The sequence below is a fragment of the Mesobacillus thioparans genome, from assembly GCF_965138835.1.
In the GTDB taxonomy this organism is placed as follows: Bacteria; Bacillota; Bacilli; order Bacillales; family Cytobacillaceae; genus Mesobacillus; species Mesobacillus thioparans.
Window position 1 is genome coordinate 487,829 of the sequence record NZ_CBCSFH010000002.1, and the last position, 16,578, is coordinate 504,406.

Annotated in this window: 24 protein-coding genes; 8 read left to right on the plus strand and 16 right to left on the minus strand. The window is 41.1% G+C overall.

Annotated elements, in window-relative coordinates:
* Positions 1–41 precede the first annotated feature (41 nt).
* From ACNAZ4_RS07005 to ACNAZ4_RS07025, 5 genes are all read right to left on the minus strand, one after another.
* Entirely contained in the window at positions 42–1,058 is a 1,017-nt protein-coding gene (locus tag ACNAZ4_RS07005; protein WP_415813483.1) for an STAS domain-containing protein, read from the minus strand.
* 233 nt (positions 1,059–1,291) lie between these two features.
* The gene (gene lepB, locus ACNAZ4_RS07010; protein WP_415813484.1) at positions 1,292–1,837 is read right to left on the minus strand and encodes a signal peptidase I; all 546 of its coding nucleotides are present in this window, start codon (positions 1,835–1,837) and stop codon (positions 1,292–1,294) included.
* A gap of 181 nt (positions 1,838–2,018) precedes the next feature.
* Positions 2,019–2,144 (minus strand): glutaredoxin domain-containing protein, encoded by a 126-nt coding sequence (locus ACNAZ4_RS07015; RefSeq protein ID WP_415813485.1) that lies wholly within the window; start codon positions 2,142–2,144, stop codon positions 2,019–2,021.
* A 185-nt stretch (positions 2,145–2,329) separates the two neighbouring features.
* The gene (locus ACNAZ4_RS07020) at positions 2,330–2,569 is read right to left on the minus strand and encodes a hypothetical protein (protein WP_415813486.1); all 240 of its coding nucleotides are present in this window, start codon (positions 2,567–2,569) and stop codon (positions 2,330–2,332) included.
* Positions 2,570–2,633: 64 nt separating this feature from the next.
* A complete protein-coding gene (locus ACNAZ4_RS07025; RefSeq protein ID WP_415813487.1) occupies positions 2,634–2,960 on the minus strand; it encodes a YnfA family protein in 327 nt (108 codons plus the stop codon).
* A 264-nt stretch (positions 2,961–3,224) separates the two neighbouring features.
* On the opposite strand from ACNAZ4_RS07025, the gene ACNAZ4_RS07030 reads away from it, so the two are divergent.
* From ACNAZ4_RS07030 to ACNAZ4_RS07040, 3 genes are read left to right on the plus strand one after another with little or no spacing between them, the layout of a single operon-like run.
* A complete protein-coding gene (locus tag ACNAZ4_RS07030) occupies positions 3,225–3,974 on the plus strand; it encodes an AAA family ATPase (RefSeq protein ID WP_415813488.1) in 750 nt (249 codons plus the stop codon).
* Between the two features lie 36 nt (positions 3,975–4,010).
* Complete coding sequence (locus ACNAZ4_RS07035) at positions 4,011–4,898, plus strand: patatin-like phospholipase family protein (protein ID WP_415813489.1); 888 nt, start codon at positions 4,011–4,013, stop codon at positions 4,896–4,898.
* 6 nt (positions 4,899–4,904) lie between these two features.
* Positions 4,905–5,663, plus strand: a complete 759-nt coding sequence (locus ACNAZ4_RS07040; protein ID WP_415813490.1) for an aminoglycoside 6-adenylyltransferase — start codon at positions 4,905–4,907, stop codon at positions 5,661–5,663.
* 84 nt (positions 5,664–5,747) lie between these two features.
* On the opposite strand, the gene ACNAZ4_RS07045 is transcribed toward ACNAZ4_RS07040, so the two are convergent.
* The 3 genes from ACNAZ4_RS07045 to ACNAZ4_RS07055 form a co-directional block, all read right to left on the minus strand.
* Positions 5,748–6,521: a TerC family protein gene (locus tag ACNAZ4_RS07045; RefSeq protein ID WP_415813491.1), complete on the minus strand. Its 774-nt coding sequence runs from the start codon at positions 6,519–6,521 to the stop codon at positions 5,748–5,750.
* Between the two features lie 352 nt (positions 6,522–6,873).
* Positions 6,874–7,122, minus strand: coding sequence for a hypothetical protein (locus tag ACNAZ4_RS07050; RefSeq protein WP_415813493.1), 249 nt, complete (start codon positions 7,120–7,122; stop codon positions 6,874–6,876).
* Between the two features lie 278 nt (positions 7,123–7,400).
* Complete coding sequence (locus ACNAZ4_RS07055; protein WP_415813494.1) at positions 7,401–7,649, minus strand: hypothetical protein; 249 nt, start codon at positions 7,647–7,649, stop codon at positions 7,401–7,403.
* A 275-nt stretch (positions 7,650–7,924) separates the two neighbouring features.
* On the opposite strand from ACNAZ4_RS07055, the gene ACNAZ4_RS07060 reads away from it, so the two are divergent.
* Positions 7,925–9,217: a TolB family protein gene (locus ACNAZ4_RS07060; protein WP_415813495.1), complete on the plus strand. Its 1,293-nt coding sequence runs from the start codon at positions 7,925–7,927 to the stop codon at positions 9,215–9,217.
* Between the two features lie 2 nt (positions 9,218–9,219).
* On the plus strand, positions 9,220–9,513 hold the full coding sequence (locus ACNAZ4_RS07065) for a hypothetical protein (RefSeq protein WP_415813496.1): 294 nt from the start codon (positions 9,220–9,222) through the stop codon (positions 9,511–9,513).
* A 92-nt stretch (positions 9,514–9,605) separates the two neighbouring features.
* Here the strand turns inward: ACNAZ4_RS07065 and tatB are convergent, their stop codons facing one another.
* Positions 9,606–9,803 carry a Sec-independent protein translocase protein TatB gene (tatB, locus tag ACNAZ4_RS07070; protein WP_415813497.1) on the minus strand — a complete coding sequence of 66 codons (198 nt, stop codon included), beginning with the start codon at positions 9,801–9,803 and terminating at the stop codon, positions 9,606–9,608.
* Positions 9,804–9,941: 138 nt separating this feature from the next.
* On the opposite strand from tatB, the gene ACNAZ4_RS07075 reads away from it, so the two are divergent.
* Positions 9,942–10,454: a DUF2202 domain-containing protein gene (locus tag ACNAZ4_RS07075; RefSeq protein WP_415813498.1), complete on the plus strand. Its 513-nt coding sequence runs from the start codon at positions 9,942–9,944 to the stop codon at positions 10,452–10,454.
* A gap of 205 nt (positions 10,455–10,659) precedes the next feature.
* Positions 10,660–11,487, plus strand: coding sequence for a DODA-type extradiol aromatic ring-opening family dioxygenase (locus tag ACNAZ4_RS07080; RefSeq protein ID WP_415813499.1), 828 nt, complete (start codon positions 10,660–10,662; stop codon positions 11,485–11,487).
* On the opposite strand, the gene ACNAZ4_RS07085 is transcribed toward ACNAZ4_RS07080, so the two are convergent.
* From ACNAZ4_RS07085 to ACNAZ4_RS07110, 6 genes are all read right to left on the minus strand, one after another.
* Positions 11,482–11,718: a hypothetical protein gene (locus ACNAZ4_RS07085; protein WP_415813500.1), complete on the minus strand. Its 237-nt coding sequence runs from the start codon at positions 11,716–11,718 to the stop codon at positions 11,482–11,484. The two genes, ACNAZ4_RS07080 and ACNAZ4_RS07085, sit on opposite strands and share 6 nt — an antisense overlap.
* A 217-nt stretch (positions 11,719–11,935) precedes the next feature.
* Positions 11,936–12,130, minus strand: a complete 195-nt coding sequence (locus ACNAZ4_RS07090; RefSeq protein ID WP_415813501.1) for a hypothetical protein — start codon at positions 12,128–12,130, stop codon at positions 11,936–11,938.
* Between the two features lie 75 nt (positions 12,131–12,205).
* A complete protein-coding gene (locus tag ACNAZ4_RS07095; protein WP_415813502.1) occupies positions 12,206–13,006 on the minus strand; it encodes a DUF817 domain-containing protein in 801 nt (266 codons plus the stop codon).
* A 17-nt stretch (positions 13,007–13,023) separates the two neighbouring features.
* Positions 13,024–13,245 (minus strand): helix-turn-helix domain-containing protein, encoded by a 222-nt coding sequence (locus ACNAZ4_RS07100; protein ID WP_415813503.1) that lies wholly within the window; start codon positions 13,243–13,245, stop codon positions 13,024–13,026.
* Positions 13,246–13,255: 10 nt separating this feature from the next.
* The gene (locus ACNAZ4_RS07105) at positions 13,256–13,735 is read right to left on the minus strand and encodes a DUF2975 domain-containing protein (protein WP_415813504.1); all 480 of its coding nucleotides are present in this window, start codon (positions 13,733–13,735) and stop codon (positions 13,256–13,258) included.
* Positions 13,736–13,933: 198 nt separating this feature from the next.
* Entirely contained in the window at positions 13,934–14,863 is a 930-nt protein-coding gene (locus tag ACNAZ4_RS07110; protein WP_415813505.1) for a DMT family transporter, read from the minus strand.
* A gap of 254 nt (positions 14,864–15,117) precedes the next feature.
* Between ACNAZ4_RS07110 and ACNAZ4_RS07115 the strand changes: the two genes are divergently transcribed.
* Positions 15,118–16,437 carry a DUF3238 domain-containing protein gene (locus ACNAZ4_RS07115; protein ID WP_415813506.1) on the plus strand — a complete coding sequence of 440 codons (1,320 nt, stop codon included), beginning with the start codon at positions 15,118–15,120 and terminating at the stop codon, positions 16,435–16,437.
* A 65-nt stretch (positions 16,438–16,502) separates the two neighbouring features.
* On the opposite strand, the gene ACNAZ4_RS07120 is transcribed toward ACNAZ4_RS07115, so the two are convergent.
* Positions 16,503–16,578 (minus strand): IS3 family transposase (locus tag ACNAZ4_RS07120; RefSeq protein WP_415813528.1); only part of this gene is annotated, 76 nt, incomplete at its 5' end.

Sequence of the window (16,578 nt, forward strand, 5' to 3'; positions counted from 1 at the left end):
AACCAATAAAAAAAGCACTTGATTGAACAAGTGCTTACAATTTATACAATGCTTTTCCCGCTTTTGCCGAGTGCATAGTAGATTCCGTGCTGAAGGGTTTGCAGGCATTCGTATTTTTTCAGTCCTGTCAGTGTTTCGGTGATCACCATCGCGAGTTCGGCGGAAATTCCTACAAGGATGACTTCTACACCTAACAATCTGGCGGCTGATCCAAGTTTATCAATCAACTCTGCCGTGTAGGGCGAAAGGTCCTTGTTCAATCCTGTAAGATCAAGCAATACGTACCGGGCTTGATGTTTTGGCAAGTTATTTAAGGTGTTGTCAATCAGATCCTCCGCCCGGTTCTCATCATACCGGCCGATCAGTGGAACGACGACAATTCCTTCAAGTACCGGAATCAGTGGTGAAGATAGTTCCTTCACTAGTTCCTGCAGCATCTTTGTTTTTTCTGCTACTAGGCTCTCTAATTCCTGGATATGTTTATCCTCTTGCTTTCTTGTCAATTCGCGGATGTTTTGTTGGATATTCACATCCGACGGAAAGTATTCCACAACCGTATATGGATTGGATTCATTCTGGTATTCGCTGATTTTATACCAGTAGTTCCTTCCGAATAACCCCGTAAACACCCCGGCATAATGTGCAGGGACAAAGATCCCCTGCTTATCCTTGTGCCCTAATTTATTCATTTTATATTCCCAGTCATCTTTGATAATTAGTGTGAAATTCTTTGTATCGATGTTCATTTTATCGATTCTTACATAACCCCATCCCGCTGGAACGTATGTATTGGACAGCCATTCCACAACATTGGATGTATTGATTTCCTGCATTTTCTTGAATCCTTCGCCAACGATGATCCCCTGGCGGAAACCAGTTGCCTCAAGTACTAGGTTTGTTGCTTCTTCACCTGTAATTTCATTAATTGTGTCGAAGAAGGTTTTCATGGCAGACACCCAGAAAAAAACGACGTCCCCGCCCTCAAATAATACCTGACCTGTTTTTAGGTCCCATTTTAATTCTACACCGCCAACAATAAGATCCTTTTGCATCTCCATTTAAATCCCTCACTAGTCATAGATTACGTAAATATAAAATTGAGATTTATTATCATTTATAATTCGACCCATCTTTTCCTATTTCCTGCAAATTTGTCGTTTTTTCAATAATTTGAGATTCATTACCAACGGATAACTCTTCAGTCTTAACCATAATACCCCAATAACTAACTGAACACATAACGAAATAACGCATCGATTCATTGATCGATGCGCTGGGGTAAAATATATTTTTAATCGCTGATAATCTTCATTTCTTTAAATGGATAAAAAACAACCTTAGTCGTGCCTACGATATTTTCAATCGGGACGGCTCCTATGTGGCGGCTGTCTTTACTGTTCCTTCTGTTGTCGCCCATCACGAAAACATGTCCTTCAGGTACGACTTCAGCTCCTACCGCAGTTTCATCCAATGTAAAAGATCCTGTTAGTGGTCCATCAAGCAATTGTTTCTTGATATCATCCAAATATGGCTCTTCATATGGCTGTCCATTAATATAAAGGACGTCGTTCTTATACTCGACACGGTCGCCTGGCAGTCCAATCACCCTTTTAATGTAATCCTTATCCTCGGTTGCATGGAAAACGACTATATCAAACCGCTTCGGTTCACCTACCTTAGTGACAAACATCCGCTCCTCGTTATGAAGAGTTGGTTCCATGGAAGCACCTTTTACTTCAATCGGTGTGAATAGAAAAGCTCGTATAACAAATGCCAATAATATAGCGATCAGAAAGGCCTTCGCCCATTCCCAAAGTTCATTTCTTTCTTTTACCACAGAACTGCACCCTTTCTAGTTTGGATGTTTAAGGGATTCCACATAATATAACGAAATTCCTTCTTACCATTATATCAATGTTTACAAAAAAAAGAGGCCGAAGCCCCTTTATTGTTTAAAATTTATTTTTTCACATACTGCATGAGTGTATCCGGGTCAAAACCAAGAACCCAGTTGCCATTCACTTTCGTTTGCGGTACACCCATCTGCCAGTTTCTTCAACCAGTTTTTGTGCAGCCTGCTGATCATACTGTACATTTACTTCTTTGTAGTTTAATCCTTGACCCTCAAGGAATTGTTTCATCATTGTGCAGTAAGGTCAAGTGTTTGTAGTGTAGACTGTAATATCATTCATTGCAAATGCCTCCTTCAATTTTTTAATACCCTATAATGTATTATCCCAGTTGTGCTAAATTTTTGCAAAAAAGATGCACCGGGATACCATTGTTTTTCCCTATTTCAGCGAAAAAAAAACAGAACGGGAGGTATCGTCTATAAGAAAGAAAGAAGAATGATGAGCGAACCCATTCCAATAATAAAGTACGAAATACCAGATCCTTTTTCTCTTAAACGTTGTATCCCAAATACAATTAAATAGAGAGCAATCAAGAGGTTCGCGGTTTTCAACAGCCAGTAATAATGATCGTTTATCAAAGCTGGAATCACCGACAGCGCAGCACCAAGCGCCAAAATGATTTGCAGCTTATCCAATAATGTGAGCTTCTTTTTCATCTTCCTTCCCATCCCCCAATTCCTTTTTTATTGCTATTTTTTCTAGCATTACATATGTAATTGGTTACTGTCTCGGCACCAGCAACATCACGGAAACTCCCAACAGACAGATCGCCGCACCGATCCAGTCGTATAAATCAGGTGTTTTCTTGTCGATTCCCCATCCCCATAATACAGACAACACAATGAAGACTCCTCCGTAAGCTGCGTAGACTCTCCCAAACGACGGAAAGGACTGAAACGTGGCGATGACTCCGTATAAAGCGAGCGCGAATCCGCCTGCGAGTCCCCAATAAAAGGATTTTCCTTCCCTCAGCCACAGCCAGATCAAATATCCCCCGCCAATCTCCGCAATTCCAGCTAAAATGAACAAAATAATTGCACCAAACATGATCAACACTTCCTAATCAGACTTTGTACAAGTATTATAACTAAAAAATAAGCTTCGATGACCGCATGCAAAGTGTTTTATAGCGAGTTTTTCGTTTTTATAGCGAGTTTTTCGTTTTTATAGCGAGTTTTTCGTTTATATAGCGAGTTTTTGGTTTTCATAGCGACTTTTTCATTTATATAGCGAATTGGAAATTTTCCTCGTTTTTTTCCAGTTCTCATTTTTTCATGATAAAATTAAGAAAACTATATAGGCGGGTTGTTTATGCTGAATTGGCAATATGTACGCAGTGTCAGTTTGAACGCAGAGGAAGGATCTTCTTTTGACTCATATCCATTCAATCTTCCTAGCTTTAAAAATCTAAATGAATTGGATTTACACCCAAAGGTGACATTTTTGATTGGTGAGAACGGGATGGGTAAATCGACATTACTTGAGGCGATTGCAGTCGGTCTTGGCTTTAATCCTGAAGGCGGTTCGTTTAATTTCAATTTTTCAACTTATGATTCCCATTCTGAGCTGGGGAATTTTTTGCGGATTGTTAAAGGAGTAGAACGCCCAAGGGATGGCTTTTTCCTTCGTGCGGAAAGTTTTTATAATGTTGCTTCCAATATTGAAGAAATGGATCAAGAAATATTGGGAGGCCCTAAGGTAATCAATTCATTTGGCGGGCAGTCTCTACATGAGCAATCACACGGCGAGGCATTTTTCTCAACCTTCCTTCACCGGTTTCGCGGGAATGGCCTATACATATTGGACGAGCCAGAAGCGGCACTTTCCCCGTTAAGGCAAATGTCGATGCTGAGCCGAATCCATGATCTCGTCCAGGAAAATTCCCAGTTGATCATCGCTACTCACTCCCCGATTATCATGGCTTATCCAGACGCGACGATTTATGAGTTCAGTGAGGAAGGCATTTTTAAAAGAAATTTGGAAGATACAAATCACTACCGGATTATGAAGCAATTTTTCGAGGATCGATCAAGGATGATCCATCACCTTTTAAGTGAGTAATCATCCTCGATAACATCCGGAAAAAGCTGTGTTAGAATGTTATATAGAAATAAAATCCAGGGGGGAATCGGAGTGTATAACAGTGGTTTGATCCTTGAAGGTGGAGGCATGAGAGGTGTCTACACAGCAGGGGTATTAGAGTATTTTTTGGAAAATGAATTATTTTTCCCATATATCATCGGCGTTTCGGCTGGAGCATGCCAGGGCTCTTCTTATGTTGCCAGGCAGCCAGGCCGAAACAAGCAGGTGACGATTGATTATGTGACACATCAGGATTATATTTCTTACCGGAATTTGTTGTTCAAAAAAGAGCTGTTCGGGATGGATTTCATTTTTGAGAAGCTGCCAAACGAGCTGGTCCCCTTTGATTTCGAGACATTCAACAATGCCGCGGAAACATTTCTCATCGGTACGACTGATTGCATTAGCGGTGAGCCAGTTTATTTTGACAAAAATGATATACCAGAGGATATCCTGAAGATCATAAGAGCTTCCAGCACGCTCCCCTTCATGGCTCCGGCAATCGAGTTTAGAGGCAAAACCCTGATGGATGGCGGAATTTCAGATCCCATCCCAATCAAGAAAGCGATCGCGGATGGTGTCCAAAAAAGTGTGATTGTGCTGACGAAGCCAAAAGGGTACCGCAAGAAAAAATCTTCCTTCTCCTGGCTGCCGCGATATGTGTACAAAGATTTCAAAGGCCTGCACACGGCTCTCGAAACACGCTATAAAATGTATAACGAAACGCTTGATTACATTGAAGCTCTCGAAGCAAGGAATGAAGTGATCGTCATCCGGCCATCAAGGGATCTCAAGGTTGGCCGTGTAGAACGCAATCCCGATAAACTGACATCTTTGTATGAAGTCGGCTATGAAGACGCGAAGGAAAAATTCGCCCAGTTAAACGACTGGATTGGTGCGTGAATTAAAATGAAGATTGATGAAGCACTGAGCGTTTTAACAAACACCCTTGTTAAGGATAAAAGAGTTCAAGCCATCTTTGTAAAAGGTTCCCTTGGACGTGGAGAGCAGGATGAACATTCTGATCTAGATCTCTACTGTCTTGTGGATGATGTTGATCTCTCACCCTTTCTTCAAACAAGGGTCAGCCAGTTGGAAACCTACGGAAAATTACTTTTTTATGATGATATATATATTGTCGCCCCTCAGATCATTGCGGTCTACGAAAACATGGTGCATGTCGATTTGTTTACCGTGACTGATGAAACCTTTGTAGAAAAGGACTTTTTCCAGGTTATCCATGATCCTCAAAATCGATTGAAGAAGTTTGAAGCTTCACAGACACTTCAATTATCGGCGGTTGAGTTTCAGGATGCAGTCGATGATGTAGCTTGGTTCCTTTTTCAATATCAAAAATCAGCTGCCCGCGGGAATGATTTATGGTCGGTGAATATGCTCAACCATGTGATGACAAATCTCTCAAGGGTCCTTCTCCATAGATACAAACCTGATCGTGCGCAATTGGGTGTGAAAGCATTGAAAGCTTCTCTGCCATCTGGAATGATGATCAAAATGGAAGAAATACAGGAGCACATCACTCCTAATAAACATTCAACTGCAGTTGTGCTGATGCAAAAATTGTTGGAACAGGAATCCAACTGGGTCATAAGTGAAGTTGCAATACCTGACAAAATCTCCCCGCTATGGCACAAAATGCTGCAGTATTGACCCTTTGAACCTTTCAGTGCAATCAGAACGTAAAAAAGTGCGTATCTCCAGCCAGGATGATACGCACTTTTTTTGATATATGATTTAGGCTTGTCCTTCACCTTTGGATTTCTCTCCTGGTGCAAACCAGCCGATCAGGGCAATGGATACCAATACACCGTAGAAAATGGTTGTCCATAATGTACTGTGTGGAAAATCATGATCCAAAATGGCGATCTTTTCATGTGCAAGGGTGATAACAGCCAATTTCACACCGACCCAGGCAACGATTGCATAAGCGGTTGTTTCCAATGCAGGGCGGTCGTCGAGTAGCTTAACAAACCAGGTTGCTGCATATTTGATCAGGATCAATCCAGCGACTCCTCCGAGAAGAACGATAAGGAATTTTCCTCCATCCATACCGCCAAAGTTACCTAGCGGTGAGTCTGGAAGTCCAAGAGCAAGCGCGACTGCTGCTAGAATCGAGTCAATCGCAAACGCAAGGTCGGCTAAGCCAATTTTACCGACAGTCGGCCAGAATCCCAACCCTTTTGCTTCCTTCGCATCCTCCTTATGTATATCCTCATTTTTCGCACCGAATTTCGCCTGGATGACGTGCTTTAATCCCAGGTATAGCAGATAAGCTGCTCCGATTGCCTGTACCTGCCAGACGTTTGCGATATAAGAAATTGCAAAAAGTGCACCGAACCTGAAAACAAACGCCATGAGTATACCATAACTGATTGCCTTTTTCTTTTGATCATCAGGTAAATGTTTTGCTATGATTGCCAGTACAAGAGCATTATCGGCCGATAATAAACCTTCCAGACCGATTAATATCAATAATGCCCAGGCATATTCAAGCCAAATTGATTCCATCAACCTCTCTCCTTCCACTTTGACACAGGCCTTTTTCGAAAATAAATCCACTTTTCAAACGACGTCTCATGGGCAGCGACACCAAATGAGTCTGTAAGCTATAAGTGAAATTCATCGAAAAGTAACCTTGACATCTCTTTTTAAAATGTCTCATTAACAATAGAATGACCCATTAAACATTCTGCAATTCCGGCGAATTTGCCGAGTTTCAATCCAGGTGACCCTCGATTATCTATTTCAATATACCTTTAACAAGGAATAGATAAACTTGCCAATATCGACTATAATACTCTATATTTTTTTTGCAAATTATTCAACAAATATCTTTTCTCAAAAAAAAAGCTTGCCCATTTTAATGGTGGATTCTCGATTCCTTCTTTAGTGCCATACCAATCGCGATGAATAGCAGGATAATCTGTAATAGAAAAAATATCAGGGAGAAGTTCGATTTTACCGCTAGACCGACCAGCACAGATGAACTGGATAGAAGAATCATTCCTGCAATTGCCCCATTCCCCTTGCTTTTAGACCTATTCTTCCAGATGAAAATACCCATGAAGATGATGAAGGCTAAGGCGATCACAGAAAAAACAAGCTCCACATTTACACATCCCTCTAAGTTTTGTCAGACTTCGTCATTATACCACTTATTTCCGTAAAAGAGGCAAAATTAAGCTGGCATCCCAATTTGCCAGCTGACCTCTTCATTTTGGCGGATTCGTATTCATTTCAGCGTTAGTTTAGGGGTTTCGAAGTACTACATTTAATTTAACGTCAACCGGATTCCGGGAAATTTCGACACGAATCGATTCCTCTTGCTAACAATAAGATATCAACTGCTAGCGGTAAGCTATTACCCTCTAGATCCTAGTAAGACAGTTAAAAATCCTCATGATCCAATTTATTTATCTGTCTTCTTTCCTTTTTCACTTGACTTACTTTATTCCTGTGGACATGCGTGTTTTTTGAATGTGTATGATGACTTTTCAGTTTCCGTTCCCTTTGCCAGTCATGATCATCTTCATCATGTTCATTGATTAAGCGGGCTGCACGAATTTCGTTTTTAGCTGCCAACACACGCTTGGATGGGTGTCGTTTACCTGAACTGCGGTTGAACTTTGAAATCATTTCTCCACACCCCCTGGATAAATTCCCTCTCTTTTATTTTATCATGACAACTATTGTCCATTATCTAAAAGTTGATTACCCTAAATTCTTAGCCATTCTACAGTGTTGCACGCTGTTCTATTCTTTCTTCCTCTTAACTGATCAGGATATAAATAAATATGCTTTCAATCCCTATTCAAGAAAAAAATCTTATTTTTTCCTAAAAAACCCTTTTATTAGGTGTAATATTACACTATATTGTAATTAAGGTAAATATTCTGGAAAGGGGAATATGAATGAATAAAAAGAAAGTACTTTTGAGTAGTATTGGAATTATCGCCTTTTTACTGGTCGCCAGCGCAGGTTACCTTTTATTGGCTGATCGAGATGCTTATAAATATCATACCGGGCTGGGCAGCGGGATTGCGATTTCAAATGATGATCAGCACATCGCCTTTTCTTACTACCACAACGGGAATGAGGCAATTTATATATCCAAACTGGATGGATCAAGTGTACATAGAGTGAGCAATCCAAACAAGGAGTATCACCGCCAGCCTGAATTTTCACCCGATGGCAAGAAAATTTTGTATTTATCACAAAATCGGGACCATATCCAGTCTCTCTTCTTAGCCAATCGTGATGGCAGCAATCCAGAAAGGCTTACCAAGGACACTCAGCATGTATCCGAAGCGATTTTCTCTAGTGATAACAAGACTGTTTTCTATGCCAGTACGCCTGCTGAGAATGTAAACAAATCAGAAGGAGAAGCAAAGGATGGTTTGGACCTTTTCTCTGTAAAAATAGATGGAACCGAAATACAGCAGCTGACTGACAGAGATTTTTTTTCGATGGAAAGTCTTTATTACTCGTCTAAAGACAAAGAGGTGTTCTTCAAGGACTTTAATGACTCGAATGTTTATGATCTGGAAGACGGCAGAATATATAGTGCCAATTTCAGCAGTGAATTGCCAACCGATTACTTCCATCTGACAATATCACCTGAAAGAGATGTGGTCGCCTACACGACTGTCTCCGAAGAATCAAAAGAGTCTTCACTTTTTGAATATGATTTGTATATTAAGAATTTTAATAACGGAGACACGAAGAGACTCACAGACTTGAATACATCGGTCGTCTCACCGGTCTTTTTTAACAACAAAGATGAAATTCTTTTCCTGGAAAATGAAAATTGGCCAAAGGAGCCAGAGGAATATAACTTGGTGACAGTTGACTTGAAAACGAAGAAACTGGGTGAGATTGCACTGGATATGCCTGAACTTGAGAGGGAAAATCCTTTAATGAAGGCAGTTGATTATTCGGTGAACGGCTGGACACTCGGCCTCTTGTATACGTTGCTGTTCATGCTTATTACAGTCTACATTAAACCTGGAAAAGTGTTTTCTCCGCCATTGATCAGCCTTGCAATCGGAATGCTGACAGTTGCGGCAAGCTTTGTGTTTGCTTTTGCAGTTGATCCATGGGCAGGAATCGGGGTCGGGATGATTGCTGCCTCAATATTGGCATGCAGCGCCATTTTGTTCATCTTCTCCTTGGTTCTCAAGTTCTACCGTAAAGGAGTAAAGTAATCATGCCTGAATCAATAGGTACCATTTTGACGATTCTGCTGAACGTAGCTCTTTTCGGCACGGCCAATTATTTTGCTGTAAAGCATTCTGCAGGGAATGTAAAAAAACGTCTTATTGCCGGGATCTTATTTCTGCTGTTAACCCCTGTTATTTTTTTTAGTACACTTTTTTTCAGTTTCACCTGGGATGACAGCGGTTGGGGAGCTGGGATCCTCGCTGTCATTTTTACCGGGCTTTATCTTTTAAATGGATTGATCATATTATTGTCTTCGATTCATATATATTTCAAGAATTAAATCGGGAGGACTTCTTCCAACATATTACCTGTGCCTAAATTGCTTGTCGGCTATATCCTCCACAATAAAAAAGCTGCCATTGGCAGCTTTTTTTAATTCTTGTGCTCGTCTTTATCGTCTTCTCTGATTTCCTTCTTTATTTCATCCGTGATTCCGTTCGTCGCATTCTTGAATTCTCTCATGGACTTGCCGACAGCCCGTCCAATTTCAGGGAGTTTGTTGGGCCCAAAGACAATCAGGGCAATCACGAAAATAAGAATTAATCCTGGAAAGCCTATATTTGAAAGCATTGTATCTCTCCTAATGAAAAAAGTTACTTCTATTATAACGAAAAACATTAGCGATTTGTACCCAAACTCTTTTTGCGAATGAAAATCTTTGTTTGGAAAAGAATAAGATGAAGATTTTTTTCAAAAGGAGTGATAAAAATGAAATTCATATCTATACTCGTATGTTTATTTTTATTTGCAGGTTTTTCTGGCGCTGCCCAGGCACAAACCCAGCTGCCGGCTGATTTTGGAGCTAAGGGGGCACTTCAGGATTCGTCCATTACATTGGATGAAGCCCTTGTATACGCCATCCAGGACGAGTACCTTGCTCAGGCACGTTATGATGCAATAATCGGGAAATTCGGCAGCATCAGGCCATTCACCAATATCAAAGCAGCCGAGCAGCAGCATATTAATGCCCTTTTGGTTTTGTTCCAAAAATATAATAAACAAATACCAGAGGACAATGCGAAGCAATACGTATCAGCGCCGGAAACATTAAAGGATGCGTTCAACCAAGGGGTTCAAGGTGAAATCGATAACATCGCGATGTATGATAAATTGAAAGCAATACCAGGCCTCCCTGACGACGCAAAAACGGTATTCACCCGTTTAGGAGATGCTTCAAAGAATCATCTGAGAGCATTCCAGAGAGGTGCAGGACGAGACTAAGACCATCACCGTGAACAGTCATAATTAAAAAAGATCGGAGCAGGCTTCGATCTTTTTTTGTGATTCTTTATCAATTCAGGTGTTCTTTTCTTGCAAACCCATCATTCCCCCTCTTTGCGATCGTGTTTAAAGAAAAAATCCTCTTAAAATAGAGGAATCTATTCCTTCGTATCTAATTACTTTCATAATAAGGAGGAATGAAATCATGCACCCATTTGTATTTGCCTGTATTGCTCCCCACGGAGGAGAAATTATTCCTGAGCTAAAGGGGCCAGATCCCCAACGGATGGCTGCCACCAGGGAAAGCATGGAAAAGCTGGGAACGTATATGACTGAGGCCAAACCTGATTGCATCATCGTCCTTACCCCTCATGGAACAAGAATCAATGGAATGTTCTCGATATCTGATTCTGAAAAAATGAATGGCAGCTGGAAAGAAAATGATGGAATCTTTGAGATGGAAAAACACGTTGAACGGGACCTGGCCAGGAAAATTGCTGAAGAAGCAAATAAAAACGGGATCGCTTCATCAACCATCAATTATGGGACATCGAGTGGGCCGATTTCCTGCCTGCCACTGGATTGGGGAGCAATCGTACCGCTCCGTTTCATGCCGGATGTTCCTGTTGTTGTCATTACTCCCCCAAGAGAGCTAAGTTTTGATACTCATCGTAGGTTTGGCCGCTCACTTCGAGAAGCAGCTGCTCAGTATAATAAACGGGTCGGGTTAATTGCCAGCTGTGATTGGTCCCATACCCATGACGAAAATGGACCATATGGTTTTGACCCGGCTGCAAAGGACCTGGATGAACAGGCAGTCCATTACATCAAGGTAAACAAATTAGAGAAAATGGCAGAATTCGAGTCCGGTTTTATTGAGGCTGCAAAACCAGATGGCATTTGGCAGACGCTGATTCTGGCTGGAGCTATCCCGCCAGATGAAAGGCATGTAGAGTTCCTGTCATATGAAAGCCCTACCTATTTCGGATTAATTTGCGCAGCATATTTTACAAAAGTAAAAATCCAGTCATGATGACTGGATTTTTTCACTGATATCAGCTCTTATGTCCTGAATAAGTTTTTCTGATAAGTTAGCAGGAAGCGACGAGCCGCCTTCCAGCACCCAGGCGTTCATCAGTTCAAGGTCCGACTTCTGGAAGGTTAACATATAGCCCTTCTCTTCATAGGTGATTTCCGCTGTTACATGCTCCTGGTCATAAGATTCATCGTCAATAATCATATTTGTAATCTTATATGGTTTCATGTTTGTACTCCTTTTAGAGAATTTGCTTAGTAAAAGAATACCCGTAAAGTTTGATGTTTAACATAATCTTTCCGTACAAACATAATGTAACCATTATAAGGATGTTTCACCAGCTGGCCCTTTTCTCAATAGTATTTTCCTTTGGCAGTCTTTTCAAAAACCTCCCAACGGCTGTTTACATAATAAATTTATAATAAACAAATTTATCAATAACTCATCATGTAAACCACTTTATATAAACTCCAACTGCAATAAATGAAAGTAAAATAACAACAATGTAAATTACAGAAAGATTGGTCGTGTTCTTCTTTGCAGCATTGCTGTAGTCATCATCCCCTTTTCCAAACAGCAATATTGTTGAAAATAAAGCGCCTAAAAGGATGATGACAACCAAAATAAGTCCAAAAGTCATGATTTACACCTCTATTATTAATTATAGTTTCCTATAATTATAAACCTTTTTCTTTTCTGATTTGGTCAAAAAGAATCAATGTGAATTAATTAATCGATCACCATCAACTTTTGCAGATGTCTCTCCTTTTACCTGTTTTAATGTGGCAACAATCAGAAAGCTGACAATGACCAACAAAAGCCAGGAACTCACTTTTCCAAGATGAACAAGGCTCCATGCTTCCATTTGATTCGGGTATTGCCATGCGCCAAAGAACGTGGCGATATTTTCCGCTATCCAGATAAAGAACCCGATAAGCACAAAAGATAAAGCAATTGGCATACGATACTTAATTCCGCCAATTTCATATGTAACCCATGATTTCCAAAAGACAATCATCACAAGTCCTGATAACCACCAGCGAATGTCCAGCCAAAAATGGTGAGTGAAAAAATTCAAATAGATGGCAGCTCCAAGTGGAACAACCAGCAAAAACGACGGCCAATCAACGAGTTCAACCCTGAGTCTCCGCCACGCCTGGCATAGATAACTCGCCACACTTGCATACATGAATCCGCTGTACAAAGGTACACCAAAAAGCTTCGAATAGGCCTCTTCTGGATATGTCCATGACCCCATATTCACTTTGAAGATTTCGAGTGACAGACCGATGAGATGGAACAAGGTAATCACCTTTAGCTCATCCCTGGTTTCCAGACCTGATCGCAGCATCCCCCATTGCATCAACAGGAAAATAAGCAGCAGCCAGTCATAGCGTGGCAGGAATGGGAGTTCTATTATTTTTGTAATCGCCAATGAGGCGAAGATCACGACGGGAAAAATGCATGACAGTGCCTGCTCCCAGCCAAAACGAACAAGTTGCTTGATTGCCTTCATAGTTAATGCCCCCACCTTCAGTCGTGAATATCTTCATCGCATTGATATTCCAAAATGTCTCCAGGCTGACATTCCAGTGCCTTGCAAATCGCATCCAAAGTCGACACCCTGATTGCTTTTGCCTTGCCGTTTTTTAAAATAGAGAGGTTTGCCATTGTGATGCCGACCCTGTCGGAAAGCTCCGTCACGCTCATCTTCTTCTTAGCAAGCATTACATCAATATTTATTACTATTGCCATTGTTATCACCTCAGACTGTTAAATCGTTTTCTGACTTTATTTCTATGGCATGCGTCAACAGCTTTTCAAGAACTGCCGCAAAAGCTGCGATTACGACGGGAGCAAAAGTAAGTACCATTCCAATAATGATGACACTAGGAGCATCGTCCTTTTCGCCAATGAGATAGAAAAACGGCATGCTTGCCAGATATAAGACACTAATTGCAATGGCGCAGAATTTAATATTTCTCAAAGCTTTTACAGAACTCTGTGAAAATGCTGTGTTCTTGTCAATGTAACCGAGCAGCAGAAATGCCTGATATAGGGCTAAGAAATAAGGAACCACAGCCGCATACATAACCCCAATCACTGGATACAGAAAATTGACAAGCTCCCAGTCGCTTTGCGATGCATTCCTGAGCAGCCATGGCAGCAAAAAAATGCACGCAGCCAGTATCGGGATAGCCAGAAGGAAAACTACCACCTTTAAAAACAATGTTTCTCGTTTCATAAAAGCACCTCATTCACTTAATGTCATATTGAATTTAACAAAAATTTTATCGTAAATCAATAAATTTTTGGTTTAATTCATGATATTTTTATCAACAATGTATAAAGCCAGCTTTTCCAATTTCACCCGTTATTGCAAAATGGATTTGAAATATTGCTACGTACCCAAAAAAATAAAGCCGCCAAATTGGCGACTTTATCAAGTATTATTTTGTTTTACTGTCTTCGGTTCCACTGACGCCTTTTTATCGCCAGTCGACAGCCAAGTTACGAATATCAGCATGATCATTGCTCCTGTCAGCTGGACGTTTTGGAGCATGGTATCGAACCAAATGACCGAAATTACCATGACAGTTAGAGGCTCTACACTTGAGAGAATGCTCGTTTCGACAGCGGAGATATAATTCATGCTTCCGAGGAATAACAGGAATGCTAACGTTCCGAAGAATATCAATATCGCCATTATCAAAAGCATTTTAGGCTGAGTAATGGTCGTCCATTCCTTTGAAAGCCAGACTCTGTTAACCAGTCCGAGCATTATCCCCCCGAACAACATGCTCCAGCCAACGATGGTGAGTACGCTCCATTCTTTCATCAACCGTGATGGATAAAGCGTGTAGAACGCAAATGTCAGCCCTACAGCAATTCCCCAGAGAAGGGCTTCTGTGCTGACCAGCAAACTGCTCATCGAACCATTCGTCAATAACAGGAACAAACCTGCCAATGTTCCAAAAATGCCTAATATCTGATAGCGCGGCGGCCATTTTTTATGGTGAAAAGAAACATAAAGGACCACAAAAATCGGAGCGGAGAATTGCAGCAAGGTTGCCACGACCGCATTGCTTGTCTGAATCGCCATCGTAAAGGTGAACTGCAAACCAACCATTCCCAGGATACTGAATAAGATTAGCTGATTTCGCCAGTATGGTGTTTTAACAACCGTGAAAATATCCTGTTTTTTCATCGCAAGATAAGCCAGTATACTGCTTCCGGCAATGATCATCCGGATTGTCAGGATAAAAGGAACCGACAATTCCGTATTGGCCAGCACCCATTCCGTGATCGACCCTGTCATTCCCCAAAGCATCGCACCTATAACAATCATAAGGATTCCTTTTAATCGCAACATCTTGAACGCCCCTATTACCAAGTGATTCTACCTTTATCATTCTAACAATTATATACTACCATAAAAATTGAAGGAGTCTCTTAAACGAAAGGGAAAGTTGATAGTCTGCTTGCTTCAAATTACCAAAGGGTTTCAAGTGGCAAATTCACAACCCTTATTTTACCAAACTGTTTTCTAAAGCTAATCTACTAAAATATCTGATCATGGGGTAATTAATGGATAAGAAGAAAAAATAAACCGAAAGTGGTGAATACATGGAACTCAATAGACAACTTCCCCTTACAAAACAAAATCGGGTTGGGAAATTCCTTCCACTTGCTGTCCTTGGCATTGCGGGGACTCTTTATGCCATGAATATAAACCGCCGGCGAAAAACTGCAAATTCTTCACACTCCAGGACGCTTAAAAATATTGAACACGGATCTAAAGATATAGCTATTGAATGGGAGGCTCTCGGTGATTCTTACCGGGTGTTCCGGGACCGGGAGCTTATTTACGAAGGAACTGAGCCGAAGTTTGCGGACAATTTCCTGACTCCTGGCACATTGTATTCTTATAGGATCGACTCTCTTATGAATGGGGAAGTGCAACAGAGTATGCGAATACAAACCACTACTTCTGTTAATCACAAAGAGAAAGACAATGTTCTCGAGGATCTCCTCATAACGACGATTGTCACAGAGGGCCAAGTCAGTTTTGAATGGGAGCCGATCGAGGGTGTGACGGAGTATACCGTCCATCGAAACGGCATGCAGCTCGAGAAAGTGACTTCCTGTGCTTTTACTGACAGAGGCATCCAGGATGATAAAACTTATACTTATACCATCAAAGCAAGACGACCTTTGCAGCGCTCGGAACAAGTAAAGTGGGAGCTAAAATCACTGATTGCCAATGCCGTTGGAGCAATCAAGAAAGATTCATCTAAAAGGATGGCAGCTGATGAAGAGTTTTCCATTACCAAACGGATTGGTCCAATTCAAGAGCTTTTGGATACTAATCGTGAACACAGCTTTACAAACGGAAATTGGCAGCTGAGATACACTACCTTTTTAAAAGAAGAAACTTTGAAAAACCCAAATGCAGCATCTGGGGATCAATATTTTAAAGGTGACGACCGTTCCTTTGATCCTGACTCGACTAAGTATCGGACACGAGGTGACGTCTTCATCGACACAGAAAGCCAGTCCGCATTGCTCAATAAAAATACTGGACTTACCGAAGCTTTCAGCGTTAATCATGAACCTGTCGAATCAGCTAAAGCTTCTGAAGATGGAATCCAATTGGAAAAAGTCATGATCGATGGCGATAGTATTAAGTTCATCCTAAAGCATACTGTCGGCAATCCGCTCGTCGTCTCCCCTGCCATTGATTATGTCGTTTGCGGAGTCTTTTATAAAAACAACGAATTCGATTTGATTGGAACCCATGATCAGGCACCTGAACATGAAATTTATCTCAAAGGACCAGGAACAGACAGCTGGCTAGTAATCCACCAAACACATAGCAAAGGCCTGGAAATGATGGCTGGAGCATTGGCTAATCATTACTGGCGCTACTCTTCTTTCACCAGCTAAAAAAGAACGGAAAAGCGATTTGAACTGCTCCCCGTCAAGTAGACAGTGGAAATAATAAAAACAATCTAAGCGGCTTTAGCCCTGTATTCTAAAGGGCTAAGGCCGTTTAATCTTTTTTGGTAACGTTCATGATTATAAAAG